General features: G+C 38.4%; 25 protein-coding genes. 12 read left to right on the top strand and 13 right to left on the bottom strand.

The features are described 5' to 3' along the window. Nucleotides 1–10: 10 nt before the first annotated feature. Nucleotides 11–652 (bottom strand): DUF47 domain-containing protein, encoded by a 642-nt coding sequence (locus tag OQ268_RS04710; RefSeq protein WP_265854945.1) that lies wholly within the window; start codon nt 650–652, stop codon nt 11–13. A 370-nt stretch (nt 653–1,022) separates the two neighbouring features. Here OQ268_RS04710 and OQ268_RS04705 point away from each other — a divergent pair, with 370 nt between their 5' ends. From OQ268_RS04705 to OQ268_RS04690, 4 genes are read left to right on the top strand one after another with little or no spacing between them, the layout of a single operon-like run. After that, nucleotides 1,023–2,801 (top strand): AsmA family protein, encoded by a 1,779-nt coding sequence (locus OQ268_RS04705; protein WP_265854944.1) that lies wholly within the window; start codon nt 1,023–1,025, stop codon nt 2,799–2,801. Nucleotides 2,802–2,855: 54 nt separating this feature from the next. Beyond that, on the top strand, nt 2,856–4,676 hold the full coding sequence (locus OQ268_RS04700) for a hypothetical protein (RefSeq protein ID WP_265854943.1): 1,821 nt from the start codon (nt 2,856–2,858) through the stop codon (nt 4,674–4,676). Nucleotides 4,677–4,728: 52 nt separating this feature from the next. Next, nucleotides 4,729–5,283, top strand: a complete 555-nt coding sequence (locus OQ268_RS04695; RefSeq protein ID WP_265854942.1) for a LemA family protein — start codon at nt 4,729–4,731, stop codon at nt 5,281–5,283. Next, nucleotides 5,283–6,239 (top strand): DUF3137 domain-containing protein, encoded by a 957-nt coding sequence (locus OQ268_RS04690; RefSeq protein ID WP_265854941.1) that lies wholly within the window; start codon nt 5,283–5,285, stop codon nt 6,237–6,239. Before OQ268_RS04695 ends, OQ268_RS04690 begins: the two co-directional genes overlap by 1 nt. Here the strand turns inward: OQ268_RS04690 and OQ268_RS04685 are convergent. The 8 genes from OQ268_RS04685 to gltX all read right to left on the bottom strand — a co-directional run bounded on the left by OQ268_RS04685 (nt 6,236) and on the right by gltX (nt 15,757). Then, nucleotides 6,236–6,601 (bottom strand): response regulator, encoded by a 366-nt coding sequence (locus OQ268_RS04685; protein ID WP_265855160.1) that lies wholly within the window; start codon nt 6,599–6,601, stop codon nt 6,236–6,238. The genes OQ268_RS04690 and OQ268_RS04685 overlap by 4 nt on opposite strands. Before the next feature lie 23 nt (nt 6,602–6,624). Then, entirely contained in the window at nt 6,625–7,218 is a 594-nt protein-coding gene (locus OQ268_RS04680; protein WP_265854940.1) for a chemotaxis protein CheB, read from the bottom strand. After that, complete coding sequence (locus tag OQ268_RS04675; RefSeq protein WP_265854939.1) at nt 7,203–8,021, bottom strand: CheR family methyltransferase; 819 nt, start codon at nt 8,019–8,021, stop codon at nt 7,203–7,205. The genes OQ268_RS04680 and OQ268_RS04675 overlap by 16 nt, the downstream gene beginning before the upstream one ends. Nucleotide 8,022: 1 nt before the next feature. Continuing rightward, nucleotides 8,023–8,394, bottom strand: coding sequence for a response regulator (locus OQ268_RS04670; RefSeq protein WP_265854938.1), 372 nt, complete (start codon nt 8,392–8,394; stop codon nt 8,023–8,025). A gap of 15 nt (nt 8,395–8,409) precedes the next feature. Continuing rightward, entirely contained in the window at nt 8,410–11,994 is a 3,585-nt protein-coding gene (locus OQ268_RS04665; protein WP_265854937.1) for a response regulator, read from the bottom strand. 18 nt (nt 11,995–12,012) lie between these two features. Further along, a complete protein-coding gene (locus OQ268_RS04660; protein WP_265854936.1) occupies nt 12,013–13,146 on the bottom strand; it encodes a sensor histidine kinase in 1,134 nt (377 codons plus the stop codon). Between the two features lie 106 nt (nt 13,147–13,252). Further along, nucleotides 13,253–14,095, bottom strand: a complete 843-nt coding sequence (gene ypfJ, locus OQ268_RS04655) for a KPN_02809 family neutral zinc metallopeptidase (protein ID WP_265854935.1) — start codon at nt 14,093–14,095, stop codon at nt 13,253–13,255. 153 nt (nt 14,096–14,248) lie between these two features. After that, nucleotides 14,249–15,757, bottom strand: a complete 1,509-nt coding sequence (gene gltX / locus OQ268_RS04650; protein WP_265854934.1) for a glutamate--tRNA ligase — start codon at nt 15,755–15,757, stop codon at nt 14,249–14,251. Nucleotides 15,758–15,977: 220 nt separating this feature from the next. Here gltX and OQ268_RS04645 point away from each other — a divergent pair, with 220 nt between their 5' ends. From OQ268_RS04645 to OQ268_RS04635, 3 genes are read left to right on the top strand one after another with little or no spacing between them, the layout of a single operon-like run. Further along, nucleotides 15,978–17,183 carry a sensor histidine kinase gene (locus tag OQ268_RS04645; protein ID WP_265854933.1) on the top strand — a complete coding sequence of 402 codons (1,206 nt, stop codon included), beginning with the start codon at nt 15,978–15,980 and terminating at the stop codon, nt 17,181–17,183. Then, nucleotides 17,164–17,673, top strand: coding sequence for a DinB family protein (locus OQ268_RS04640; RefSeq protein ID WP_265854932.1), 510 nt, complete (start codon nt 17,164–17,166; stop codon nt 17,671–17,673). Before OQ268_RS04645 ends, OQ268_RS04640 begins: the two co-directional genes overlap by 20 nt. After that, nucleotides 17,663–18,085, top strand: a complete 423-nt coding sequence (locus OQ268_RS04635) for a hotdog fold thioesterase (RefSeq protein ID WP_265854931.1) — start codon at nt 17,663–17,665, stop codon at nt 18,083–18,085. The genes OQ268_RS04640 and OQ268_RS04635 overlap by 11 nt, the downstream gene beginning before the upstream one ends. Nucleotides 18,086–18,147: 62 nt before the next feature. Here the strand turns inward: OQ268_RS04635 and OQ268_RS04630 are convergent, their stop codons facing one another. Further along, nucleotides 18,148–18,513, bottom strand: coding sequence for a DUF6249 domain-containing protein (locus OQ268_RS04630; RefSeq protein ID WP_265854930.1), 366 nt, complete (start codon nt 18,511–18,513; stop codon nt 18,148–18,150). Nucleotides 18,514–18,660: 147 nt separating this feature from the next. Here OQ268_RS04630 and OQ268_RS04625 point away from each other — a divergent pair, with 147 nt between their 5' ends. The 5 genes from OQ268_RS04625 to OQ268_RS04605 all read left to right on the top strand — a co-directional run bounded on the left by OQ268_RS04625 (nt 18,661) and on the right by OQ268_RS04605 (nt 22,454). Next, a complete protein-coding gene (locus OQ268_RS04625) occupies nt 18,661–18,981 on the top strand; it encodes a DMT family transporter (protein WP_265854929.1) in 321 nt (106 codons plus the stop codon). A 183-nt stretch (nt 18,982–19,164) separates the two neighbouring features. Continuing rightward, nucleotides 19,165–19,773 carry an RNA polymerase sigma factor gene (locus OQ268_RS04620; RefSeq protein WP_265854928.1) on the top strand — a complete coding sequence of 203 codons (609 nt, stop codon included), beginning with the start codon at nt 19,165–19,167 and terminating at the stop codon, nt 19,771–19,773. Further along, the gene (locus tag OQ268_RS04615; RefSeq protein ID WP_265854927.1) at nt 19,770–20,252 is read left to right on the top strand and encodes an anti-sigma factor; all 483 of its coding nucleotides are present in this window, start codon (nt 19,770–19,772) and stop codon (nt 20,250–20,252) included. Before OQ268_RS04620 ends, OQ268_RS04615 begins: the two co-directional genes overlap by 4 nt. Nucleotides 20,253–20,464: 212 nt before the next feature. After that, nucleotides 20,465–21,913, top strand: a complete 1,449-nt coding sequence (locus OQ268_RS04610; RefSeq protein WP_265854926.1) for a SprT family zinc-dependent metalloprotease — start codon at nt 20,465–20,467, stop codon at nt 21,911–21,913. 7 nt (nt 21,914–21,920) lie between these two features. Next, nucleotides 21,921–22,454 carry a hypothetical protein gene (locus tag OQ268_RS04605; RefSeq protein WP_265854925.1) on the top strand — a complete coding sequence of 178 codons (534 nt, stop codon included), beginning with the start codon at nt 21,921–21,923 and terminating at the stop codon, nt 22,452–22,454. A 153-nt stretch (nt 22,455–22,607) separates the two neighbouring features. On the opposite strand, the gene OQ268_RS04600 is transcribed toward OQ268_RS04605, so the two are convergent. The 3 genes from OQ268_RS04600 to OQ268_RS04590 all read right to left on the bottom strand — a co-directional run bounded on the left by OQ268_RS04600 (nt 22,608) and on the right by OQ268_RS04590 (nt 24,713). After that, nucleotides 22,608–22,799, bottom strand: a complete 192-nt coding sequence (locus tag OQ268_RS04600) for a cold-shock protein (protein ID WP_010599196.1) — start codon at nt 22,797–22,799, stop codon at nt 22,608–22,610. A gap of 105 nt (nt 22,800–22,904) precedes the next feature. Then, nucleotides 22,905–23,831, bottom strand: coding sequence for a hypothetical protein (locus OQ268_RS04595; protein WP_265854924.1), 927 nt, complete (start codon nt 23,829–23,831; stop codon nt 22,905–22,907). 15 nt (nt 23,832–23,846) lie between these two features. Further along, nucleotides 23,847–24,713 carry a phosphodiester glycosidase family protein gene (locus tag OQ268_RS04590; protein ID WP_265854923.1) on the bottom strand — a complete coding sequence of 289 codons (867 nt, stop codon included), beginning with the start codon at nt 24,711–24,713 and terminating at the stop codon, nt 23,847–23,849. Nucleotides 24,714–24,823 lie beyond the last annotated feature (110 nt).

Raw genomic sequence — 24,823 nt, 5'->3', positions numbered from 1 at the left:
TTGTGTATTATTAAGCGTTTTTAACTAAGATAGTTTCAAGCACATTTGCTACATCCTCACACTTATCTGTCGCTTTTTCTATCGTTTGTAAAACCTCTTTTTGTTTAATTAATTCAATTGCATTGGTTTCGTATTCAAATAAACGGGCAACCGCCAAGGTAAATACATAATCGGCCTGGTTTTCGCCGCTATTGATACGAATACATGCGTCAGCAATTACACGAATGTTTTTAAAACTGCGTAATTCTTTAATTGCCTTATCAATATCTGTACACATTTCTACCAAAAGTTCGGCAATTTTTACAATTGGCTCGCTTATTTCGTTCATGTTATACATCTGCATGCGGTTAGCCGTACCATAAATATAGTCGGCTACATCATCAACTGCAGTAGCTAGAGCGTGTATATCCTCTCTATCGAAAGGGGTAATAAAGTTCCTGCTTAACTCCAGAAAAATCGAATGGGTAATATCATCGCCTACATGCTCTAAACGCTCAATTTCTTTAAAAACAGTTTTCCTGTTTTCAGCGTCGGCTGTACTAACCATCTCTAAAAGCGCCTCTGCAATCTTTAATGCATTACTGCCAGCTTGCTCAAAAAGCGGATGAAACTTTCTATCTTGTGGGGTAAAGAACTTAAAAATATTGTTCATGTTAATTCTTAATATGCTACAAAGCTACAAGCTCAATGTTAAGTTAATGTTAATTCACAAATTATTATTAAGCGCATATTATGCTTAAATCATCAGTTGCTTAGTGATATAAACCTTGATCTTAATGACTTGTAAACTAATTTGGAAAGCAAAGCCGGCAACATTGTTTAAGTATAGTCCGGCTAACCGCTTTACTCCGCCCCAACAGCAATTGCTTCACCCAAATTACTACATAGCACTCTAAACCGAAAAATTTTGGGGCGTCGTGCCCGCTAATATCCGGTTTAAACACAAAGGGCTGTGCCCTAATGCATAATGCCTTAAAAAACCTTTCTATCACTTATCTGTTCTATACCGATAAGCCCTAAAAATGACAGCACAGCATAAAAATAAAATATGGATTTGGATTGGAAGTATTCTTGGCGGACTAATCTTAGTTGTATCCTTTGCTGCCATGTTTTTGAGTGCAAAATGGAAACCTATACTTACCGAGAAAATTAAGCAGGGCGTATACAATGGTTCGAACCACCTGTATCAAATAGATTTTAAAAGTATCAACTTAAATTTAATTACGGGGAGCCTGGCCTTGAGAGATGTAACGTTGAAGGCAGATACCGCTGTTTTTGACAGTTTAAAACAACAAAGCCTTGCCCCTGCTCATGTATTCGAGCTCAAACTGAAAAAACTGCAGATTACACGTGCAGGGATTCTTACTGCCTATTTTAAAAAGCAGCTAAACATAAGGGAAATCATCCTCGACAGGCCATCGATTAACGTAACTTATTATAAAGTGCCAAAAAAGGCAGATACTTCCGCCGTTAAAAAATCGCTTTACGATCAAATTTCCGAAACTTTTAAATCGGCCAGGGTACGTTCTATAAAAGTGATCGATGCAGATTTCGATTACGTCAACAAAAGCACTTCAGTAAAAACTAAGAATGCAATTAAGCACCTCGATATTACTGTAAATGATTTTCTGTTAGATTCGCTTTCCGGTGCCGATACCAGCCGGTTTTATTACACGAAAGATATTGCCTTCAACATTGCGGGCTACAAATCGACTACCAAAGATAAAATGTATACCATGCGTGTAGATACTCTGAGTGGTTCAACAGCATCAAAAAAAATTGCCATTAAGGGTTTCAAGCTTACGCCCCTCTACCCCGAATTAACATTTGCCAGAAAGTACAATTCCCAAAAAGATCGTTACAATCTCATTTTTAACGAGGTTATCTTCAATGGCGTAGATTTTAATAAGCTCAACAGCGATGAAAAACTTCACTCCAAATCATTGAAAATTGGTCGGGCCACGGTAGAAGTATTTATGAGCAGGGAATCTGGACCTCCGGCAGGTCTTGATAAAGGAAAAAACTTTCCGCATATGGCCTTGCAGCGGCTAAAAATAAGCACCCTTATAGATACCATCAAGCTTAAGAACATCGATATTAAATATGCAGAGTACAATCCCGCAAGCAAGAAAACGGGTCGCATCACATTTAATTCGCTCGGCGGAAATATTTTAAATGTGACTAATGACAGCACTCAGCTTTCTAAAAAGAGCCATGCATTGGCTAACCTAAACACTTTGTTAATGGGCTCTGGCAAACTGAACCTGTCTATTGATTTTAACCTCACCAGCAGCACGGGTGCGTTTGCCTATAATGGTAGTCTGGGCAAGTTTGATCTTCGGAATCTTAATCCGCTATCTAAAGCACTTGGATTGGTAGAAATAGAAAGTGGAAACTTACAGCACATTGATTTTAAGGCTACAGGAAATTTGAGGGGAGCAAATGGTTCGATGAATATGCTTTATAACAATTTGAAGGTTAATTTGCTTTCAGATAACATTGATGGCGAAGGAACAAAGCAAAAAGGATTACTTTCCTTCCTGGCGAATACGCTTTTGGTTAAAGATGAGAACCCTACCAAGGGCGATGCACCACGTACAGCAACCATGACCAATAACCGTATCGCATCTGCGTCTTTCTTCAACCTGATGTGGAAAACACTTTTTGTTGGTATTAAAGATATTGTAGGTGTTGGCATTGTACCAGAAAAAAATCCGGTTAAGCAACAAAAGGTTATTGCTAAAAAAATTCGCGAGCAAAAGCGGGCCGACCGGAAAGCTGCACGTAAAGAGAAAAATTAATACATCTTTTTTATAATTATGTATATTGCTGTAAAATCAAGCCGTTCCTGCTAAATGCCTACAATCAAGACAAGCAAATACAAGACCTTAAAATGGATATCATCAATCATCTTTTTTATCTTAACAGTTTTGGTGATTGTAGCCTGGGTTTTAAATGTAAAATCTCGTCCACTGCTTACTTCACAAATAAAAACACTGCTCTATACGTCTACCGATAGCTTGTACAAAATTACTTTCTCTAAAGTCTCTACAAACATCCTTACGGGAAGTGCAACGCTTGAGAATGTAAAAATTATACCGGATAGCACACGTTTTAAAGAACTTATCAAGCTCGAACGAGCCCCCAATAACCTTTATACAGTTTCATTAAATAAGTTAGTGATTAAACACTTTCATCCAATTACACTATATCGGGAAAGAAAGCTTCAAATTGAAGAACTGGTATTCGATAAACCGAAAGTGGTAATGGTGAATAGACAATTTGCTTTTAATGAAGGTCGCCCACCTCGGCCAATTAAATCGCCGTACGCATTTATATCAAAAAGCTTAAAGGAATTTAGAATTAACACTATTCGCTTTAAGGATATAGGGTTCAAATACATCAATAATAATGTTTCAAAAGCTACGGCTTTCAGCATCGATGATCTCAACATTACCTTAACAGATTTATTGGTAGATTCTACATCTTCAGACGATCCAACCCGCTTTTATTTGCTTAAGGATGTAATCATCAATTTAAAAGACTACCAGTATACTACGCCCAATAAGATGTATAATATTAAGCTGAATCAGCTAGATTTTAGGGCATCTACAGGTAAACTGAGGGTAAATAAATTTCAGTTAGCACCTCGCTATGATGAGATGAAGTTTGCAGCCGTAGCTGGCCATGCCACAGATCGGTTTCACATTCAAATGAGTGACATTACAATGAATGGGATCGATCTACCGGTATACATTAGTAAACAGGTACTCATGGCCAAAGAGATGAACATTGCCAACGGTTTGGTTTCGGTTTTTAGTAACGGAGCAATTGCGGGCAATGTTAGCGAGAAAAAGATTGGCCGCTTTCCGCACCAATTACTACAAAAAGTTGCCCCGCCTGTATTGATAGAAAAAATTCATATTAAAGATGTTGATGTGAGTTATGGCGTTTACAACAGCGAAAGCCAGCAAAGAGGTAGAATCTCTTTTGAACATACCTCGGGTGTTTTTAAAAATGTAACTAATCTTCCAAAAATCAAAGCCATAAATCCAAATATGGAGATTAGCCTAAATACATACCTACTCGGCCAGGGCAAGCTCGATTTAAATTTTAAGTTCGACCTCACCGCACCTAAAGGTGATTTTAATTACAACGGTAAGTTGCATAGTTTTAATGCCCGGGTATTAAATCAAATTACCAAACCGTTAGGGCTGGTTAGGATAAATCGTGGCATCGTAGATCAGCTTAAATTTAATTTCAAAGCGAACGAAAGCGGTGCAGAGGGCAATGTAGATTTCTACTACTACGACCTATCAGTGGCATTAATGCGTAATGATCCAGATAAGGACCATTTGGTTACCCGTGGATTAATTTCCATCCTAGCGAACGCTTTAATCATTAATTCAGAAAATCCAAATCCGGCAGGGAAATTTACATCTGCTCATGTGGTTTATGAAAAACCAGAAAACACTTCTTTTTTTAGCCTAATCTGGCGTGCATTATTTTTAGGCATTAAGCATAGTGTAGGCATAACGGAAGAAAAACAAAACGAAATTAAACAACATATAAGCCAGTTTAAAGAAATGCAAGAGAGCCATCGTCTTAGAAAGCAAAAACGGCAAGAAAGACGAGCACTAAAAGAGCGGCAAGAAAGATCAAACGAAAGGAAATAGCGCTTTTTGATATCTTTTGCTATATTTAAAAGACTAAATTAAACCACGCTATATGATTATTGCAATTATTGTTATCGCCATCGCACTCTTTGCCCTATTTTTCTACAACAGCATTATTGGTAAGAAAAACCAGGTTACTAATGCTTTTTCTGCCATTGATGTAATGCTTAAGAAACGTTTCGACCTGATACCGAACCTGGTTGAAGTTGTTAAGCAGTATACGACTTATGAGCAAGAAACCTTAACCAAAATTGTAGGTTTGAGAGCACAGGCCGCATCTGGAACTATCTCTGATACTGAGAAAGCTGCTTTAGACACCGAGTTAAGCAGCACTGTGAAGGGTTTAATGGTTAATATCGAGAATTACCCCGATTTGAAAGCCAATAGTAGCTTTATAAATTTACAAACTACCTGGACCGAAAGCGAAGAACAAATTGCCGCAGCGAGAAGGACGTATAATTCTACAGTAACAGACTACAACAACAGCATCATGATGTTCCCAGGAAATCTATTTGCCGGAATGCTTAATTTTCAACCCATGCCTGTATTAGCTGCAGCAGAAGCAGAAAGACAAAACATCAGTGCTAAAGCACTTTTTAATAGCTAATGCCACCGTTAAATTTGAGCAACCAGGCAGCCCTACAAAGTGTTTTGGCTGCTATGGAAGAGAAGCGCAAAAAAATTGCGTCTACACAAACCAATGGTTATTTGTTTTTAGGGTCAGGCATCTTATTGTTTATATTAGGTGCTTCATTTAACATGGTGGTGCCGGCTGTAATTGCAGCTTTAGGACCGATAATTTATGGCGGTATTGTTCTATATAAAATAGACGACGACCTACAAGCCTACAAACAGGCCTATAAAAGAGATGTAATAGGTGCTTCACTGAAATCAATTAACGAAAGCCTAACCATAAGCCCTGGCAATGGCATCTACGAAACTGAATTTGCGTATACGCAGCTTTTTCAAACTACGCCAGATCGTTATCATTCTGAAGACTTAGTAAAAGGTAAGATAGATAAAACGGCTTTTTTCTTTGCCGAGGTACATGCGGAATACAAAACAACTACTCAAACAAAAAACGGAACTCAAACGCAATGGCACGATATTTTTAAAGGAATTATTTTTGCGGCAGATTTCAACAAAAATTTCACCAATAAGATGATTATTCGCCCAAAATATTTTGGCAGCGCACTTGGATCATGGCTGACTAACGTGTTCTCTTCTGATGGTGGAAGCGTAGTGAAATTAGAAAACCCAGATTTTGACAAAGCCTTTATTACCTACGGCAACGACCAGGTTGGATCGCGTTACATTTTAACGCCGATGTTAATGGAAAGAATTTTAAAGCTGAACGATAATTCGAAATATCAAATTTCGCTATCTTTTCTAGATTCAAGGATGTATATCGCCTTCCCGCTTGACAGGAACTATTTCGAAGCGCCAGTATTTAAATCTCTACTTAAAATGGAAAACTTAAATGACGATATCAATGCGATAAACTTTATGTGCGATATTGTTCAGGAATTAGATTTAAACACCCGCATTTGGGGCAAGAGCTAACTTAAGTGTTTTTTTACGATATCTTCTAGGGCCGCAATGTCAAAAGGTTTAGAAAGGTAGCTGTCTGCACCGGCCTGATCGGCGAGTGATGAGATATCATTATTAGCAGAAAAGTAGATTACAGGGATGTGCTTTAAATGGGGATTGCTTTTAATGGCCCTGGTAGCCTGGATTCCGCCCAAGTCTGGCAGCCAATTGTCCATAAAAATAAGGTCGGGCATATAAGCAGAAACCTGATCTTCGATTTCATTGGCACTTTCTGATGTTTTAATTTCATAACCAGCATCTTCCAGAATGAAAGTGCAGAGGTCTAAAATATCCCTGTTATCATCAAAAACGAAAACTTTTTTCACATCGGCCATAAGTCTATCTCCCAAAGGCAAATTTAATAACTATTTTTAATTAATTTATTTACAAAACCGGCCATCTTAAAACTGTCTACCGAAATGTGAACTTTAACATGCTCAATTGCTTGTTGCGGCATGTAAGGCATAATGGCGGTATCCGGGTTTTGTATAACCACCAAACCCCCATATTTGTTTACCATTTTTAATCCTTCTACACCATCTGCATTAGACCCCGAAAGCAAAATGCACACCAATTGTTCCTTAAACACCTCTGCTGCTGATTGGAAGGTTACGTCTATTGAAGGCCGTGAGTAATTTATTTTTTCTGAATAATCTAACGAAATGGTATGGTTTTGCTCTACCAACAAGTGGTAATCTGCTGGTGCGATGTATACACAACCTGGTTTCAAAGCAACTTTCTCTTCAGCTTCCATCACTTTTAAAGGTGTTCTGCCTTGTAAAAGATCGCTCAATAATGAATCATTACCTGCTTTTCGATGCGTAACTACGATGATTGGAAAGTTAATGTTTTTATCTAGGTTCGGAAACATTTCCAGAAGCACATCTAAACTCCCTGCTGAGCCTCCAATTACGAGTGCTCCACACTTTCCAAATGCTAAATCTTCCGCCATATCTTTTCGCTTTTAATGCGTTTATAGTATTTGGCGTTGCTCCAAAAATCTAAGCTTTCTTTACTGCCTAATGCTAAATAGCCTAATTTTTCTAAGCTGCTATCAAAAAGATGGAAAACCTTGTGTTGCAATTCTTTATCGAAATAGATTAAAACATTGCGGCACAGAATCAGCTGGAATTCATTAAAAGAATGATCAGACACCAGGTTATGGGTAGAAAAAATCATTTTGCTACTTAATGATTCATCAAACTTTGCAAGAGAATAGTTTGCAGCATAATATGAAGAGAAATCTTTTGTGCCGCCCGCTTGAACGTAGTTTTCTGAATATCCCTTTAGATAATGTAAAGGGAACATGCCTCTTTTGGCTTTTTCTAGAACCGAGGGATTGATATCGGTAGCGTAAATAAGTGATTTGTGGAGCAAATTTAACTCCTTTAAAACAATAGCTAAAGAATATGCTTCTTCTCCCGTAGAGCAACCTGCCACCCAAATTCTGATGAACGGGTAGGTACCCAACACTGGTAAAACATCGTTTCTCAATGAAGAATAGAAAGTCGGATCGCGAAACATTTCTGTAACATTGACCGTGATTTCTTCTAAGAACCGCTTAAAATACGCCTTATCATTTCTGATTGCGTATCTAAATTCAGCGAAACTTACAAAATTATCGAGCATATACAAACGTAAAATTCGTCGTTTGATAGATGCTTCAGAATACTCCAGAAAGTCGTAACCATGCACTTCCAGCACGTCGTTTAGGAGCGTTGTTACCTGTTCATTATCAATGGCATCGATTATCACTTTATGCTGTTACTTCTTCAATTTGAACCAATAATTCATCTACATTAATAGGCTTAGATACATAACCGGAAGCACCTGCACTCAGGCAGCGTTCTTTATCGCCAACCATGGCTTGTGCCGTTACGGCAAGTACAGGAATATTCTGCATTTTTGGCGATTTTTTCATCGCTGCCATGGCTTGGTAACCATCCATGTCTGGCATCATCATATCCATTAATACCACGTCGACTTTTTCCTTTTCTTCCATAATAGAAAAACCATCGCGGGCACTAATTGCAGATAAACATTCAAAACCTTTCGCCTTTAGAACAGCTTTTAAAGCGAAAATGTTTCGGTTATCATCATCAATTATAAGAATTAATTTTTGAGGCATATAAAATAAAATGGGCTAAGATTTATAGTGATTTTCGTATAACCAAACGCGTAGCAGCGACACCAGCTGATCCATATCTACCGGCTTGCTAATGTAATCTGATGCTCCTGCTGCGATACATTTTTCGCGATCGCCCATCATGGCTTTGGCGGTTACTGCCAGTATAGGAAGCGATCGATATTTGGGGTTTTGCCTTATCGCAGTCGTCGTCTCGTATCCGTCCAGTTCAGGCATCATCATGTCCATGAGTACAACATCAACTTTTGCTTGCTCATCTAGCAACTTTAATGCTTCTTTACCATCTGTTGCTGCAAGAACTTTCATTTGATGTTGCTCTAACATTTTTGTTAGCGAAAAGATATTCCTTACATCGTCATCTGCCACCAGTACTGTTTTACCTTTAAGCACATCCTGCAGTTCAGAAAATTTCTTAGAAACCTTGGGTTTGTCTTTGCTTTTCTCTTCTACAAGGTGAAGAAATAGACCAGCTTCATCTAAAATTCTTTGGTAAGAGTGCGCAGTTTTAACAACGATCGAATCTGCGTATTGCTTAATTCTGTTTTCTTCACCTTTAGAAAGGTTCTTTCCAGTGAAGATAATGATAGGTAGGTTTTCTAACCCCGGGGTTTTCTTAACCACTTCTAACGTTTCATAAGCATGTTTATCAGGAATCCCCATATCTAAAATAACACAGTTAACTTCTGGCCTGTGCAACGCAGAAACACTTTCATTAACCTGGTTTACAATTTCGGTCTGGATATTAAAGTTGCTTAAAAAATAGCTGAGCGCTTTGGCATGCTGTTCGTTTTCTTCTACAATGAGCACCTTCTTTGGATGCCTGCTAAGGGCATGTTCCAGTTTCGCAAAAATCTCTTGCATGTGCTCGAAAGCAAAGGGCTTGTTAATAAAGTCGATTGCTCCTTTTAGCAAACTTTCTTTTTTTACCTGCAAAGACGACATGATGTGTACAGGAATTGGCCGGGTGCCTGGATCGGCCTTAAGCTCTTCCATAACCTGCCAACCATCCTTAACTGGCAACTGTATATCCAGAAGGATAGCCAGTGGCTTAAAGGTTTTTGCCATTTCAATGCCAACATCTCCACGTACAGCCACAAGGCCCTTATAGTTTCTTTTACGTGTAAAATCTAATAACGTTTTTGCAAAGGGCGTATCGTCTTCAACAATTAAAATCACCTTATCATCGGCAGTGATGTTATCCCGATCATCCTCGATTTCTTGTGGAATGTTGGTAACAGTTAATGGGCTCACTTTTGCCACCGGTTCGGCAACTATTGTGATGGGTTTCTCCTCTGGATCTGCCCCGTTTTCCAAACTTTTGTTCTTATCTATCGGCAGTGTTAAGGTAAACACACTTCCTTCACCTTCTTTACTTTTTAGATCGATGTATCCACCCAATAGTTTAGCTAATTCTCTGCTGATAGATAAGCCCAAACCGGTACCACCAAATTTCCTACGCGTAGATCCATCCGCTTGTTGGAACGCTTCAAAAACCATTGCCTGCTTATCTGGTGCGATACCAACACCCGTATCGGTAACCTTAAATATGAGGGCTTTAAGCTTCTCATCTTTAGTGATATCAAATTTTACTGAACCTTTTGAAGTAAATTTCAGCGCATTGGATAGCAAATTCTTCAGGATTTGTTCCAACCGCATGTTATCAGTATGAAAATATTCGGGTACATCATCCCCTTTCGCGATAATCAACTCCAGGTTTTTATCTTTCGCTAATGGATTAAATAATGAACGCATATTTAATGCGATATCGCTAATCTTAACATTGGTTCTGTCAAGCTCCATCTTACCCGCCTCTATTTTCGATAGGTCGAGAATTTCATCGATTAAACTAAGTAGACCCTGGCCCGAGCTCTGAATTACTTCAGCGTATTCCTGGTGCTCTTTATCCATATCCTCATTTTCTGCCATTAATCTAGACAGTAACAAAATGGAATTTAGCGGTGTGCGCAATTCGTGAGACATGTTTGCCAAAAATTCCGACTTATATCTGGTGCTTAGTTCAAGTGCTTCGGCTTTCTGTTGAATTTCGACATTTCTTTCTTCAATAAGTTCATTTTTTTCTTCCAATAAACTACTTCGCTCTTCTAGCTCCTGGTTACTTTGCAGCAACTCTTCTTGCTGTACACGAAGTTCTTCTTCAGAAGCCTGTAGCTTCTGTGCTTGAGCTTCAAGCTCCGCATTCATTCCCTCGAGCTCGTTATGTTGCACTTGTAATTCTTCAGATTGCGCCTGCGTTTCTTCTAACAGTTGCTGCAACTTAAGCCTATTCTGTGCACCCAAAAGGGCAGTACCCACATCAGAAATAACCAAATTCAAGAAATGAAGTTGTAGATCTGTAAGTGCTCTAACAGCGCCCATCTCTAACCCTCCAATAGAAATGCCGTTTCTAACTATCGGCATTACCACCAATTGAGCGGGTTTTATATTTCCGGTTGCATGGGTAATGGTTAAACCGTTTTGCGGTACATCATCAATAATAATAGTTTTCCCCGATTTAACTGCCTGGCCAACTAAACCTTGTCCTAATTCTAATACCGGCGATAAATTCTGTCCTTCTAAAGCGAACTTTCCTTTTAAATGCAGGTATCCATCATCTTTAAATAAATAAATGGCGCCAATTTGGCTTTTGGTATAGGTTACCAAAAATTCAATAATATCATCAGCAAGGTGAAAAACATCTTTTTCACCTACCATTTTCACATTTAAATTGGCAACACCTGTTTGCAACCACTCATTATCGGCTAACGTATCAAAAGATTTTTTCAGTGATAAGGACATGGCGTTCAACGATCCGGATAGTTCTCCGATATCGTCTCTCGATTGGCTATCAAGCGTAACGCCGTAATTACCTTTCGAAATCTGATAAGCAATTTCTTTGATAGCCGTAATGCGTTTTTCCATTTCCAGCTTTTTATCTTCAATTTCTTGCTGAAGTTTTACGCGTTCATCAAAATCTACAGACACCTTTCTATAGAAGAAAAGGGTGATAAGAATAGCCAGAAAGGCTGCGATTAAAATAAGTATCGGCGTGTAAGATATGAGTTTATTTAAGGCCGCCGTACGTTCTTCTAACAGGCGCTTTTCTTCCTTTACAATGGCATTAACAGCTGCACGAGCCTGATCCATGTAGGTTTTTCCCTGAATTAATACTGTTGGATCTATCATTCCGCCCAGCGATTTAATTTCAATGGTGGAAGTGATAATACCGAACCGTTTAACCAATACTTCTTTAAGTTGACTGGCATTTTTTTGCTGTGCAGGATTATCGCGGGTTAAAGCCGATACACTGTCTAAAGTTTTTAGGGCCAACTCTGTTGCACCGTTATAGGGTGTTAAAAACAATTTATTACCCGTTAAAAGAAATCCCCTTTGCCCGGTTTCCGCATCCTTAAGCGTAGAAATTACTTTTTCAGCCTTAAGAATAACTTCATCGCTATGCTTTACAAGTTCTGTACTTTTTATTAAGTTAGTGATGCTTACATAAGAGGCAAGCGAGCTGATAATGAGAATAATTAGCGATAAGCCTAAGCCCAAACGCAAATTATTTTTTAGTGTTGTTTTCATTAATATTTTTTAGGGATATTATGCTTGATTGATGGCTATCTCTTCTTCGGTAATGGGTACGATGAAATAAAACTCCGAACCTTCATCCGGAACACTATTTACGCCAATGGAGCCTCCATGCCTTTTAATAATTTCAGCACAAATGTACAGGCCAATACCCAGTCCGTTAAATCTATTGCTATGCTCTTCAACCCGATAAAATTTATCGAAGATTTTAGCTTGTTGTTCTTTGGAAATTCCGATACCAAAATCTTTAACTGCCAGGTAAAGCTTACCATCCCTTAGGCTAATGGTTACATTTACCTGGTTGGTTCCGGGTGCATATTTTATGGCGTTGGTAATAAAGTTGATCACTACCTGCTCTAACCGCATCTCATCACCATAAATGGTTTCTTCTGTTTTGCCCAGTTTATTAATCTGAAAATCGGGATTGGACTGTTGCAGCATTTCAATGGCATTGTTTACCATCTCATCGGCACAAAAATGCTTCATGTTGAACTTCATTTTGCCACTCTCAATTTTCGAAATATCAAGAAGGTCTACAATAAGTTCGTTTAGTTTGTCTAACTGTACACTTGCTTTGGCAAGGTGGTTTTGTGCGGTAATTTTATCGTCTTTGGTTAAGCTCCGTTGCAACAATTGCAAATATCCTTTTACACTTGTTAATGGCGTTTTCAGCTCATGACTTGCAATACTGATAAACTCATCCTTTTTATTCTCGGCTAGCTTTCTGTACTCTATTTCTTCCAATAATTTTTCTTGTACCTCATTTAGTTTCCTGCTTTGCTCATAAATGCGATAAAAGGTTTTAATTTTCAGCAGCAGTACATGAATGTCTACTGGTTTTGTAATGTAATCCAAACCTCCACTCAGATAGCCTTTGGTAATAAATTTTAGTTCTGTATTAACGGCTGATAGGAAGATAATGGCTGTGTCTTTTGCTTTACTAAACCCCGATATGGCTTCGGCAACTTCAAACCCATCCATATCTGGCATTTGAACATCCAGAATGATGAGCACATAATTATTTTTTAAGACTTTTTTTAGCGCCTCTTCTCCTGATGATGCAGTATCAACCTCAAAATTGTGTGCTTGTAGAACTTTTTGCAACGAAATCAGGTTTTCAGGCCTATCATCAACTATAAGGATCATTTTTTATTGTACAAATGAGAAGCTTGAGATAATTGTGTTTGGTTAGGGATACAAAATATCCCTTAGGTGTATACAAACAAAGCGGTTTTAAAAAAGTTTTAATTTTTTACAAATTGTTGGCGTTAAAGGTATCGCCCTGACTGATGTCTCCTGTTTCGAAGCCTTTCTTAAACCAGTACATCCGCTGTTGAGATGTACCATGGGTAAAAGAGTCTGGTTGTACTTCTCCGGTAGCTTGTTTCTGTAATTTATCATCGCCAATGGCATTTGCAGCTGTTAAAGCCTCTTCAATATCACCAGCCTCTAACTTAAAATCTTTCAAGTTTTGTGCGTGGTGAGCCCACAAGCCTGCAAAAAAATCTGCCTGTAACTCTAATTTGACAGATAAACGGTTATATTCTTTTTCACTAACCTGCCCCCGGGCTTGGTCTAGTTTTTCAGAAATACCCAATAAATTTTGGACGTGATGACCAACTTCATGCGCTATTACATAGGCCTGAGCGAAGTCGCCTGCTGCACCAAATCGGTTTTTTAATTCATCATAAAAAGATAAATCGATGTACACTTTCTGATCACCTGGGCAATAAAATGGCCCAACTGAAGATTGTGCGTAACCACAAGCGGTTTGTACACCTTCTCTGAACAAACGCATTTTTGGATATTCGTATTGTTTGCCCATGGTTTCAAATTCTTTATCCCAAACTTGTTCTGTAGACTCCAATACGCCTGAAACAAAAACAGCCTGAGGGTCGTTGGCCGGGACGCCTTGTTTAACTTCTTCGGTACCTGCATTTGTGGGCAACTGACTAACGACTCCGGTTAAATCTTTTCCAAAAATTAAACCCAATACCACTACGATAATTCCGATGCCACCGCCTATTGCGGTTCTGCCGCCACCTCCACTTCTACCATCTTCTACATTATTACTGCCTTTACCAAACCACTGCATAATTCTAAATTTTTAAACTGAATGGATAACTATAATCATGGGACAATTGTTAGACTAAAGTAGAAATATTTTTCCTGATTTATTCTTTTAGGTTTTATAGCCATAAAAAAAGCCAGGATAAATATCCTAGCTTGTAATAGTCATTATAAAATGTTAGCTATTAAACAACATCACCGCTTTCTCGATCCTAGCTTTGGTCTCCGCTACGCCCAGTAGAACAGCGATATCAAAAACACCAGGACCAAACTTGCCACCAACCAGTATAATGCGAAAAGGCAACATAAGTTCTCCAGGCTTGAAACCCTTTTCTTCTGCTAAGGCTTTAAAAGCAGCTTCCTCGCTTACGGCATCAACTAGTCTAAGCTTATCTGCATAATCATTAAAGAAAGCAGCTTTTTCTGCAGTCCATTTGGGTTTAACCGAATTTATATCATATTCAGCCGGTGGTGCAAAAAAGTAACTGCTTTGGGCTACAAAATCTGGCAATAGGGTGCACCTGTCTTTTATCAAATCGATTATGGTTTTTAAAAACTGTACGTCGCCCGCTTCGATACTCGCTTTATGTAATTCAGTGCTAACCAATTGCTGTAATGTATCTGCGGTCGATTGTTTGATCCACTCATGGTTATACCATTTTGCTTTTTCGAAATCGAACTTTGCACCAGCCTTGCTAATCCTTTCTATCGAGAATTTATCTTCCAATTCTAACAGCGAGAATAACTCCTGGTCGGTACCATCATTCCAACCTAGTAATGCCAGCATATTGATGAAAGCATCTGGCATGAAACCCATTTCCTTGAACCCTTTGGTAATGTCTCCGGTTTTTGGATCTGTCCAATTCATAGCGTAAACTGGAAAACCTAAGCGATCGCCATCGCGTTTGCTCAATTTTCCGTGCCCATCAGGTTTTAGTATTAATGGTAAATGGGCCCATTGCGGCATATCAGTTTCCCAACCCAAATATTTCCACAACAAGATATGTACAGGTGCAGATGGTAACCATTCTTCACCACGAAAAGCGTGAGAAATTTCCATGGCCTTATCGTCAACTACAACCGCTAAATGATAAGTGGGCATGCCATCCGCCTTTAATAAAACTTTATCATCAACCAAGCTTGTTTCAAAACTCACATCGCCGCGGATTAGATCATTAAAATGAACGATTTCATCTTCAGGCACTTTAATACGGATAACATGAGGCGTTTTTGCTGCCAAAAGATCTTCCACCTCACTAATGGTTAGCGTAAGTGAGTTGCGCATTTGCATACGTGTTGCCTGCCCGTATTGAAAGTTGGAAATTTCCTTACGTTTAGCGTCTAGTTCCTCTGGCGTATCAAAAGCATAATAAGCATAGCCATCGCCAATTAATTGCTCGGCAAATTTTCTATAACTCGGCTTGCGTTCGCTTTGGCGGTAAGGACCATAAGCACCTGGGTTACCCGGACTTTCGTCTGGCATAATTCCGCACCAGTTTAGGCAATCTACAATGTATTCTTCGGCGCCTGCTACAAAACGGTTCTGATCGGTATCTTCTACACGCAAAACAAACGTTCCGTTATTTTTTTTAGCGAACAAATAATTAAACAAGGCGGTACGCACACCGCCTAAATGCAATCCACCAGTTGGACTTGGCGCAAATCTTACTCTAACTTTTCTATCCATAATTGGTCTGTTTATGGCGCTGTATGCCATTTTTGCCTTTCGAGCATAACTATGGCCTAGCTTACACAAGACGCCACAAAGATATGTTTTTCATCTGTTTTATATGATTTGATGTGATGAAGACCTGCGTTTTTTTAGAGAACTCATTTATGGTTTTGCGAAAAAGCATAATCGTTTTGGTTTTTTTCCGTTTTGTTGTTGTAATTTGCCTCTGTAAAGCATGAACCCTTATCAAAAGAAACGCCGCTGGAAGTTTTTTCTTCTCATCTTCGCCATCCTTATCGGCATTGCATCGGTATTTTATACCGATTCTTTCGTGAAAAAAATGGAACGAGAAGAGGCCAATCAATTTCAACTTTGGGTGAAAATCACGGAACGATCAATGCTGCTGTATGACAATGATAATTTTACCAGTGTTGTAGAAGATGTTCGCGAAAACACAAAAATGCCGGTTATCGTAGTTAACAATGATGGTACAATTTTATCTTCGAGTGGTTTAGACAGCACTAAAACATGGTATCCAGACAATGATAAATTAGTTTACGATAGTCTATATTTCGTGAGGGAATTGAGTATGATGAAGAAACAACATCTTCCGGTAATGATGAATATCATGGGTCAACAAAAGCTAGCCTACTACAAGGATTCCTTTATCCTTACCCAACTCCGTTATTTTCCTTACATACAAATGGGTGTGATTTTTCTCTTCCTGCTAACAGCCTATGCCGCTTTTAGTTCTGCTCGAAGAGACGAACAAGATCATGTTTGGGTAGGTTTAGCGAAAGAAACTGCACACCAACTTGGCACGCCAATATCTTCGCTCATGGCATGGACAGAGCTCATGAAATCCAAGTTCGATGCAGAAGACGATCCACTCATCGCCGAGATGGAAAACGACATTAAACGCTTGGAAATTATTACCGACCGCTTCTCTAAAATTGGCTCCAAACCTATCCTGGAAGACCATACCGTTTACATCGTTATCAGCGATTTTATTCGATATTTTAAAGTCCGCACTTCAGATAAAGTAAAGTTTAGCATTTCCGGCGATGAACAAGTTAGGGCCATGTTAAATATCCCTTTGTTCGACTGGGTGATTGAAAACCTATTAAAAAATGCTGCAAATGCTATTGAAAACGAAGGTTCCATCTCCATCAACATCATCGAAAACTTAGCCAAAGAGCAGGTGTTTATCGATGTTACTGATAGCGGCAAAGGCATTCCCAGATCGAAATTCGATGCTGTTTTCCAACCAGGCTATACCACACGCAAACGCGGCTGGGGCTTGGGTTTGTCACTTACCAAGCGTATTGTAGAAAATTACCATAGCGGAGAAATTTTTGTAAAAGATTCTGAACTTGGTAAAGGCACAACCTTTAGAATTATATTAAAAAGTAGTTTAACCTATGAACCGACCACAGCCTAACGAATATCCTGCCTGGGCAGAAACGTACATCAGCAAAGTTGATGGCGATATCCTGGAAATCTTAGAAGAGCAAGTTTTCAGCATCCCTGCGCTGTTCGAAACCAATAAAGAAAAAGAAAATTATGCCTATGCGCCAGAAAAATGGACGCTGAAAGAAATGCTCGGCCATATTATCGATTGCGAACGCGTATTTGCGTTCCGTATGATGTGTTTTGCACGCAACGAAATGCAACACCTGCCTGGATTCGATGAAGATGCCTATGTTGCCAATGCACACTTTGGCGAAAGGAATTACGAAGACATGATTCAAGAATTCTCCACCCTAAGGAAAGCTAACCTTTACTTTTATAAATCTCTAAACGATGCAGAATTAAACCGTAAAGGCACCGCATCTGAAAGGGAAATTAGTGTTAAGGCGATTCTTTTCATTTCGGCAGGCCACGTTAACCACCATGTTTCCATCTTAAAAGAGCGTTACCATGTGGTTTAAAAATTTCACGGTAGATGAGTTAAACAATCGGCCTAAGAACCACATTGGTGGATTGCTAGATATTCGCTTTACCGAAATTGGTGCCGATTATATTGTAGGCACTATGCCTGTAGATGAGCGCACTCATCAGCCTGCAGGAATTTTGCATGGCGGTGCATCGGTGGTTCTAGCCGAAACACTCGGCAGCATCGCTTCTTATATGTGCATCGACCCAGAGAAGTATGTAGCTGTAGGTTTGGAAGTAAACGCAAACCACTTACGCCCCGTTAAAAATGGTTTGGTAAAGGGCATCTGTACCGTAATTCATCGTGGTGCGAAAACCCATATCTGGGATATTAAACTTTACGATGATCGAGGAAAAATGAGCTGCATCAGTCGCTTAACAGTTGCGGTAATTAACAAACCGATGTAAAGAAACCTGCAAATCTCTGTGTCTTAAACACAAATATCTGCAGGATGCCTTTACTCCAATGGTTAACTTTTATTATCTTGGTCTAGCCATTTCTTCTCTATAACATAAGAAATGATCAAACCTAAGCCGCCGAAAATACCCAGGCAACCAAAATATACCGCTACCGATTGCGATTCCTCATTGTGGGTCATATCATCACCAAATATACTCCTCACCGTAAATAAGGCCACAATTAATCCTAACCCTAGGCCAACCAGTAAAAGGCCAAACTTCAAGCTTAAAAAAGGCTTTGGCGTTGCCTTGTTTATCCCCGGGTCTATCCCGCGTTCTATCATCGCCATTTTTTCTTTGTTAGATAAATAACGAATGCCAAAAACCATTGCAAATGCGCCCAAAAAGAGCGAAATTGGAACTAATACACCTTCCATAATATTAAATTTTTTATAAATTTCTTAAATTGTAATCACTCGAACCGTGTTCTACAAGCTATGACGATGCATTTCAAAACCAGGTTACAGGGTAATCTAAATATTTTATCTTCCCGCAGGTTACAATAGATTTATACCTTTGCCAATATGAACTGGATCATCTTAATTGTTGCCGGCCTTTTCGAAGTTGGTTTTACCACTTGCCTTAAGTTATCGAACAATTTTACCAACTTAAAATGGAGTGTAGCCTTTTTTATCTGTATTTCGTTAAGTTTCATCTTGCTTAACAAAGCGGCGCAAACATTACCCATGGGTACGGCATACGCCGTGTGGACCGGCATTGGTGCCGTCGGAACTGTTATTATAGGCATAGTTTACTTTAACGAACCCGCAACCTTTTGGCGCATCTTTTTTATCTGCACACTAATTGGTTCTATTGCCGGTTTAAAATTCTTTGCTTCTCACTAATTAATTAGAAGCGCAAAGGCACTACACCACAACAAATTTCTTCCCGTGTTACGCTATTACGCTTCGGGGCAGCGTGCCTTGCCCCTGCAGGGTAGCCGCTTCACCCGGGGCTAAACCGATGGTTAGTGCAACAAATCCGGCAGGCGAAAAAAATGCTAAATTTCTTCTTGATGTAACCTGTTTATGGCATCCGTAGTCTTATGCCTAAGCATGCAGGAAAAACTTACGGATATAGCACTGATCCAAAATGTATTGAACGGGCAAACCGATCAGTATGCATTGCTCGTAAGGCGGCATCAACGGTTTGTTTTTACGCTGGCCATGCGCTTTGCCAAAAACAGAGAAGATGCCGAAGAAGTAGCACAAGATTGTTTTATTAAAGCTTACAAAGCACTCGGAACTTTTAAGCAAAACTCGAAATTTAGCACCTGGCTATATACCATTACCTATACCACCGCCATGACTTTTTTACGCAAAAACCGTTTAATTACCTCTTCTTTAAATGATGAGGATGCCGCGTTACAGTTAGAAAACCACATTTCAGGGTTTAACGCAAACGGATATGAGAAAAAAGACGGCCATAAACATTTAAATATAGCTATTGGACAACTTCAGCCAGATGATGCCGCAATCATCACCTTATTTTACCAAGGCGAACAAAGTTTAGAAGAAATAGCCCAAACATTAAATATGGAAGCCAATACCATTAAGGTTAAACTGCACCGGGCAAGACAGAGGCTTAAAGAAAAATTACAATATTTGTTAAAAGATGAAGTAAAGGAGTTACTATGAATACAATAGAACAACAACTTTGGGATTACATCGATGGAAATTTAACTGCCAAACAGGCAAAAACCATCGAAGAAAAAATAGCAGCCGATAGAAGCGTTAAGTTACTATACGAACAAATATTGCAGCTTGATGGTTTTTTTGGCAAGCTCGAGATAGATGCACCATCTATGTCTTTCACCAGGAACATCATGGAAAGCGTAGCACATGCACCAGCTCCTGTTGCCTTAAAAACAAGAGTAAATACCCGTATTATTTATGGTATTGGTGGTTTTTTTATCATTTCATTATTGGCATTATTTGGCTATGCGCTTTTCCATATAGATTTTAACTCTGTCAACTTTTATATAAAATCGAACACGGATTTTAATCTGAATAAATACATTACCCCAACCATTCTTTATAGTTTCCTTTTTGCTGATTTAGTTATTGGATTGGTTTTCCTTGATTACTTGTTAAGGAAAACATTGACACATAAATAAATTTTTTAGTCATTGGATGAGCGTGATGCAGATATTCATCCGATGATTGAATTATCTAGGCCTAGGTATGATTAACTAATGATTTTTGCGTATCTATAATGTAGTTGAAAACTTTATCTTCTGTAAAATAAATTTGTAGCATTAAATATTAATTATATTTTTGCCTTATCATCTCTCACAACAATCATTAACATTTTTAATCTAAATTAACATTGAGAAATTTTTATGCTCAGTTGAAAGCCTATACTTTGGCTTTCACTTTATTAGTTGCAACATCGGTTATTATTTATTCTTGTAAAAAGGATAGAAACCCAATTAAAGATGAATCTGATACGATTGCTCATCTACAGGCTTGGTATGAAGTGCAAATTGGAGAAAATCCAATTACCTCTGCCATCTTTAGGAAGGGATCCACATCTGACGCAAAGATTCCGACAGCAGCAGAACAGGAATTAAAGATTGATTGGGCAAATGCCAAAAGTTATGAAAGTAAGGATAGAACCATTATTGAAGTACCGGTATTAACAGCGGGTATTTTTATGTTTGATACCGAGCCACTCACGAAAGAGAATAATCAAATTAAAAAAGATAAAAGTATAACCAGACTTCTGATTTCGGAAACGAATGATTATAAAGAAGCTTGTTTTATGACAATAATATCGTCAGCCGATTATTTGGCTAACACCGACGCCAAACCAGAAAACAATACCTACCTTAAACAACAAGCCAATTTTGAAGGACTGATTATTTATCATAATCTTAACGGCGATTATGTTGCAGGTAAAAAATTCGGAAAAATGCAAAATGAACTTGATAAACAACTGTCATTATCACCTGTAAAAGATCGGAAGGTTAGCATCGCCGTGCCTGATAATTGTAGGGAGATCTATATTTATCAGATTATGGGTTACAATTGTGTTGATGTAGGCTCTAATTTTACCTACTGTGAAAGTACCTACAGCAACTATGTTGGTAGCCAAACCATTTGTGGAACAGGATATCAAACCGATCCTTGGCAGGGACTTCCTTGGGGAAGTGGTTCGGGAACAACATATGTTAAAAAAGACATACACAATAAAACGATCGACCCTTGCCTAACCAAAATTGTAGACTCTCTATTAAAAGTAAAAAATATAACTGGTAAAATGGACTCTATATTAAAGAAACTTAATAAAGATGTTAGTGTTCAAATCAATGTATATGATGCTGAAACCCTATCTGGTAATAAACCAGGGCAAACTTCTGGAGGGCACTGGGAGAACGGAATATTTTCAACAGATATTACATTAAACAAAAATATTTTACTAAATGCAAGCAAAGAGTTTATAGTATGTACAATTATCCATGAAGTACTACACGCTTATTTTAGGGATAAAGAAGGAAAAGCAGAAGCAATCAACGAGATGGATCACAACCAGATGGCAAACAACTACGTATTACCTATGGCTGAATATTTAAGAGATCTCTTTAATATTACTCTCTATGATGCAACAGCTATTGTATGGGAAGGGCTTAAAGAAACTAATGCATATAAAAACTCTACAACTTTCGATATTGGTTCTGGTGTGAATAAAATTTCTGTAACCAAATCAGACTTATCTTTCCGTGGGACTGAATATTATTTGCGTCTTGACAATGTTGGAAAAAAACCTTGTAACTAATTTACAAATGAGAATAATAATACTTTTTATTTTAATAATGTTGGCAGGCAATTCATTTGGTCAACCTAGTTCTTTCCAAGATGAGAAGGCTAAAATTGATGATTTTTTATCTAAATCAATTAAGCTTATTAAGTTTAAAGACACCACAACACTGTATTCATTTGCCTTTAAACTACATATCAAAAAGCTGAAAAATAAAACTCTTGTTGATATATCATCTAATGATAGTCTTGCATTTATATGGTTTCCTAAAATTAAGTCACTTTATTCTATAAATTACAATTCACTTTTTGTTGGCAATAGAAAAGAAATAGACTTAATTATCCCGATATTAATAGGTACTTATGGATCTATACATAATAAAGAAATGGAGAGCTTAGCGGTTATAGAAAAGATTAAAAGCCTATTTTACAATCAAAAAGACAAAAGTGCTGCTGCCCTGCAAGTTCCAGATTGGAAAAGAGATATTGTACCTAAATCTTACGAAATGATTTATTTATACCCTTTTATCTCGATTCATGATCTGAATGTTTATGATTAAATAATTCTTAACTATAACTATTAAACTTTCAATCATCGGATGAATATGAGCATGATGCAGGTATTCGTCTGATGATCTCAAAACCCATAAATTTTTCCAAATAAAAAGCCCCGATTTATGCAACCGGGGCTTTGTTGTAAATATGATAGTTAATTAAATTACTTTCACATTAACGGCGTTTAAGCCTTTTTTACCGTTAGCAACTTCGTACTGTACTTTGTCGTTTTCACGGATTTCGTCGATAAGACCTGTTGAATGAACAAAAATTTCGCTATCGCCGTTCGCTGGGATGATAAAGCCAAAACCTTTAGTTACATTGAAGAATTTTACTGTGCCTTCTTGCATTGTATTAAATATTAAAATTAAGTGTGCAAGGTAAGTTTTAATTTTTAAAATCAAAATAAATTTTTAACATTTTTTTAACGTTAAAAATTTGTAAATAGCAGATTACTAAGGCTTTTTAATTGCCTTGCCTACAATATTCACAGTTATTTGGCTATTGTGGGGAATCCCCAATGTGGTACCTGGTACAATAGTGAACAGGTTCCTAACGTAAATATCGGCAACGCCTTGCATCATGCGTTTTTTACCTTCGGCACTTTCTGGCAATACACCATTTACCGCTAAAATATGCATGTTTCCGCTGTAGTCTACAATGGCAGCACATTCATAGGCAAAGTCCTTATAAGCCCTGTCTATTTCAATGCGGTATTGCGGAAACATATAATCGTAAGCCGAAGTTCGTTTCTGTAATTTATCTACTGTGCTGAATTTTTCTACTTTTACTATTTTACTTTTCGGAATAAACTGCACAGGTACCCTCGCTGCAAAGGCTGTGGTGTCATTCCTATTCACTTCCGCAGATCTTTTCTTAATAAACAAAGTATCTGCCTGGGTTGGTGCTTGCAACTTCTGGGCAGTTGTTTTTAGTTTATCCTTAATATAGCGCTGGGCATAAAAAGTCATGTTAACATCCGAGCGGATATCATCTGCAATTACTTTTCCATCAACCTGAATCCGTTGAAAAACCAAACTGTCCTTACTGATGTGCTTCACCTTAAAAAACTCTTCCGCAAAATTGTACACATTGCCATGGTCGTATTGCAAATAAAACTTCTGCATCATTTGTTTCTGCGGACTCCAGGCCATCATGGTATCTTCGGCGGCCACTTCAATAATCCACGAGGGTTGCTGCATAAATCCTTCTGGGTTAAAAGACAGGTTATTGCTAAACCGCCGTTTTACCTCCTCATACCTGATTCCCTTAACTGGCGCAAAAGTAAAATCCCTTAAGGTAGCATCGTCCTTTTTCGACCGGGAATTACATGCAGATAGCATTAATACCAAAAAGAAAAGCTTTATAATATGTTTAATCATTTGTGGCTAAAATAATTATTTCTTTTTTACCAACAGCACATTGGCAACTTTGCGCTGCCCATTGTGGTCCCACAGCTTATTATCTGTGGGATAATTAATCACTCCTCCGTCTGGCTGTCCATCTACCCACAGCGTAGTAGAACCACCTCCATCAAAATTAATGGCACTGCTGCAACCCAGCCACCGCATTACTTTCGTTAGCTCCAACAAACTCATGCCGGCAGCATTGTCATTCCTTCCATCGGCAGTAAGCATAATTATTTTTCCGTTAGGTTTCATGCCAATGCAAGTGCGTGGATGGCGTAATCTGGTAAAAGATGTTGTATCTAAAATTTCGTTAGTATTTTCGAAAGTTAGCAAGGGTCCGTTGAGCAATACATGTTTTTCGGGCAAATCGCTTTCCCAGGTAGCAGAACCATTCCATTTTTTAATAGCCAATTTACCACCGTCTATAACAACAGCAGCTTGCTGGTGTCTTGCTCTCGATCCGTCTTCTGCCAGCCTGTTGGTATTGATCACTTGTCCATCAACCCGAACAAAATCTACCGAACCCCCATCTTTAACGTCGAAAAAGTTCCCGTTTATGGCTACAATTGCCGTATTTCTCTTACCAAAATCGCTCGTAGTAATCAGCTTTTGTGGTTCGGCATCAAAAGCAAAAATGGCTTTTCTGCCAGTGTTCTTTACTTCTACAAATGAGATATTTTCATTTGCACCAAACAGATTTTTTTGGTCGAAATGATGCTGAAAAAGCGCTACCTGGTTAGAGATTTTCGTTTTCTTCCACCGTGCTTTTACGACCGTTAAAGAATCGGTTTGTTGTGCATAACACAGCACTGTAAGGCATGAAAGCAACAGTGCCGAAATTGATTTTTTAAACATCGAAATTATTTTGATGCTAAAATTAGTAAACGATTTAATTTCAGCGCTAACCCCACAAGAATTATACAAAACCGGACCATTGAAAATTGAACAAAAAAAAGGAGCAATTC

Source organism: Pedobacter sandarakinus (assembly GCF_026240095.1).
Taxonomy (GTDB): Bacteria; Bacteroidota; Bacteroidia; order Sphingobacteriales; family Sphingobacteriaceae; genus Pedobacter; species Pedobacter sandarakinus.
Note: the sequence above shows the minus strand (reverse complement) of the source record. Positions and strands in the feature narration are given on the sequence as shown.

Bases quoted from the DNA above. Each gene is read 5' to 3' on its own strand.
- OQ268_RS04640 (WP_265854932.1), top strand. From the start codon at position 17,164: ATGAACCGACCACAGCCTAACGAATATCCTGCCTGGGCAGAAACGTAC.
- OQ268_RS04700 (WP_265854943.1), top strand. From the start codon at position 2,856: ATGCCTACAATCAAGACAAGCAAATACAAGACCTTAAAATGGATATCA.
- OQ268_RS04600 (WP_010599196.1), bottom strand. From the start codon at position 22,799: ATGCAAGAAGGCACAGTAAAATTCTTCAATGTAACTAAAGGTTTTGGC.
- ypfJ (WP_265854935.1), bottom strand. From the start codon at position 14,095: ATGCAGTGGTTTGGTAAAGGCAGTAATAATGTAGAAGATGGTAGAAGT.
- OQ268_RS04605 (WP_265854925.1), top strand. From the start codon at position 21,921: ATGAGAATAATAATACTTTTTATTTTAATAATGTTGGCAGGCAATTCA.
- OQ268_RS04705 (WP_265854944.1), top strand. From the start codon at position 1,023: ATGACAGCACAGCATAAAAATAAAATATGGATTTGGATTGGAAGTATT.
- OQ268_RS04680 (WP_265854940.1), bottom strand. From the start codon at position 7,218: ATGGCGGAAGATTTAGCATTTGGAAAGTGTGGAGCACTCGTAATTGGA.
- OQ268_RS04660 (WP_265854936.1), bottom strand. From the start codon at position 13,146: ATGATCCTTATAGTTGATGATAGGCCTGAAAACCTGATTTCGTTGCAA.
- OQ268_RS04665 (WP_265854937.1), bottom strand. From the start codon at position 11,994: ATGAAAACAACACTAAAAAATAATTTGCGTTTGGGCTTAGGCTTATCG.
- OQ268_RS04630 (WP_265854930.1), bottom strand. From the start codon at position 18,513: ATGGAAGGTGTATTAGTTCCAATTTCGCTCTTTTTGGGCGCATTTGCA.
- OQ268_RS04695 (WP_265854942.1), top strand. From the start codon at position 4,729: ATGATTATTGCAATTATTGTTATCGCCATCGCACTCTTTGCCCTATTT.
- gltX (WP_265854934.1), bottom strand. From the start codon at position 15,757: ATGGATAGAAAAGTTAGAGTAAGATTTGCGCCAAGTCCAACTGGTGGA.
- OQ268_RS04685 (WP_265855160.1), bottom strand. From the start codon at position 6,601: ATGGCCGATGTGAAAAAAGTTTTCGTTTTTGATGATAACAGGGATATT.
- OQ268_RS04645 (WP_265854933.1), top strand. From the start codon at position 15,978: ATGAACCCTTATCAAAAGAAACGCCGCTGGAAGTTTTTTCTTCTCATC.
- OQ268_RS04620 (WP_265854928.1), top strand. From the start codon at position 19,165: ATGGCATCCGTAGTCTTATGCCTAAGCATGCAGGAAAAACTTACGGAT.
- OQ268_RS04595 (WP_265854924.1), bottom strand. From the start codon at position 23,831: ATGATTAAACATATTATAAAGCTTTTCTTTTTGGTATTAATGCTATCT.
- OQ268_RS04625 (WP_265854929.1), top strand. From the start codon at position 18,661: ATGAACTGGATCATCTTAATTGTTGCCGGCCTTTTCGAAGTTGGTTTT.
- OQ268_RS04615 (WP_265854927.1), top strand. From the start codon at position 19,770: ATGAATACAATAGAACAACAACTTTGGGATTACATCGATGGAAATTTA.
- OQ268_RS04690 (WP_265854941.1), top strand. From the start codon at position 5,283: ATGCCACCGTTAAATTTGAGCAACCAGGCAGCCCTACAAAGTGTTTTG.
- OQ268_RS04710 (WP_265854945.1), bottom strand. From the start codon at position 652: ATGAACAATATTTTTAAGTTCTTTACCCCACAAGATAGAAAGTTTCAT.
- OQ268_RS04590 (WP_265854923.1), bottom strand. From the start codon at position 24,713: ATGTTTAAAAAATCAATTTCGGCACTGTTGCTTTCATGCCTTACAGTG.
- OQ268_RS04635 (WP_265854931.1), top strand. From the start codon at position 17,663: ATGTGGTTTAAAAATTTCACGGTAGATGAGTTAAACAATCGGCCTAAG.
- OQ268_RS04670 (WP_265854938.1), bottom strand. From the start codon at position 8,394: ATGCCTCAAAAATTAATTCTTATAATTGATGATGATAACCGAAACATT.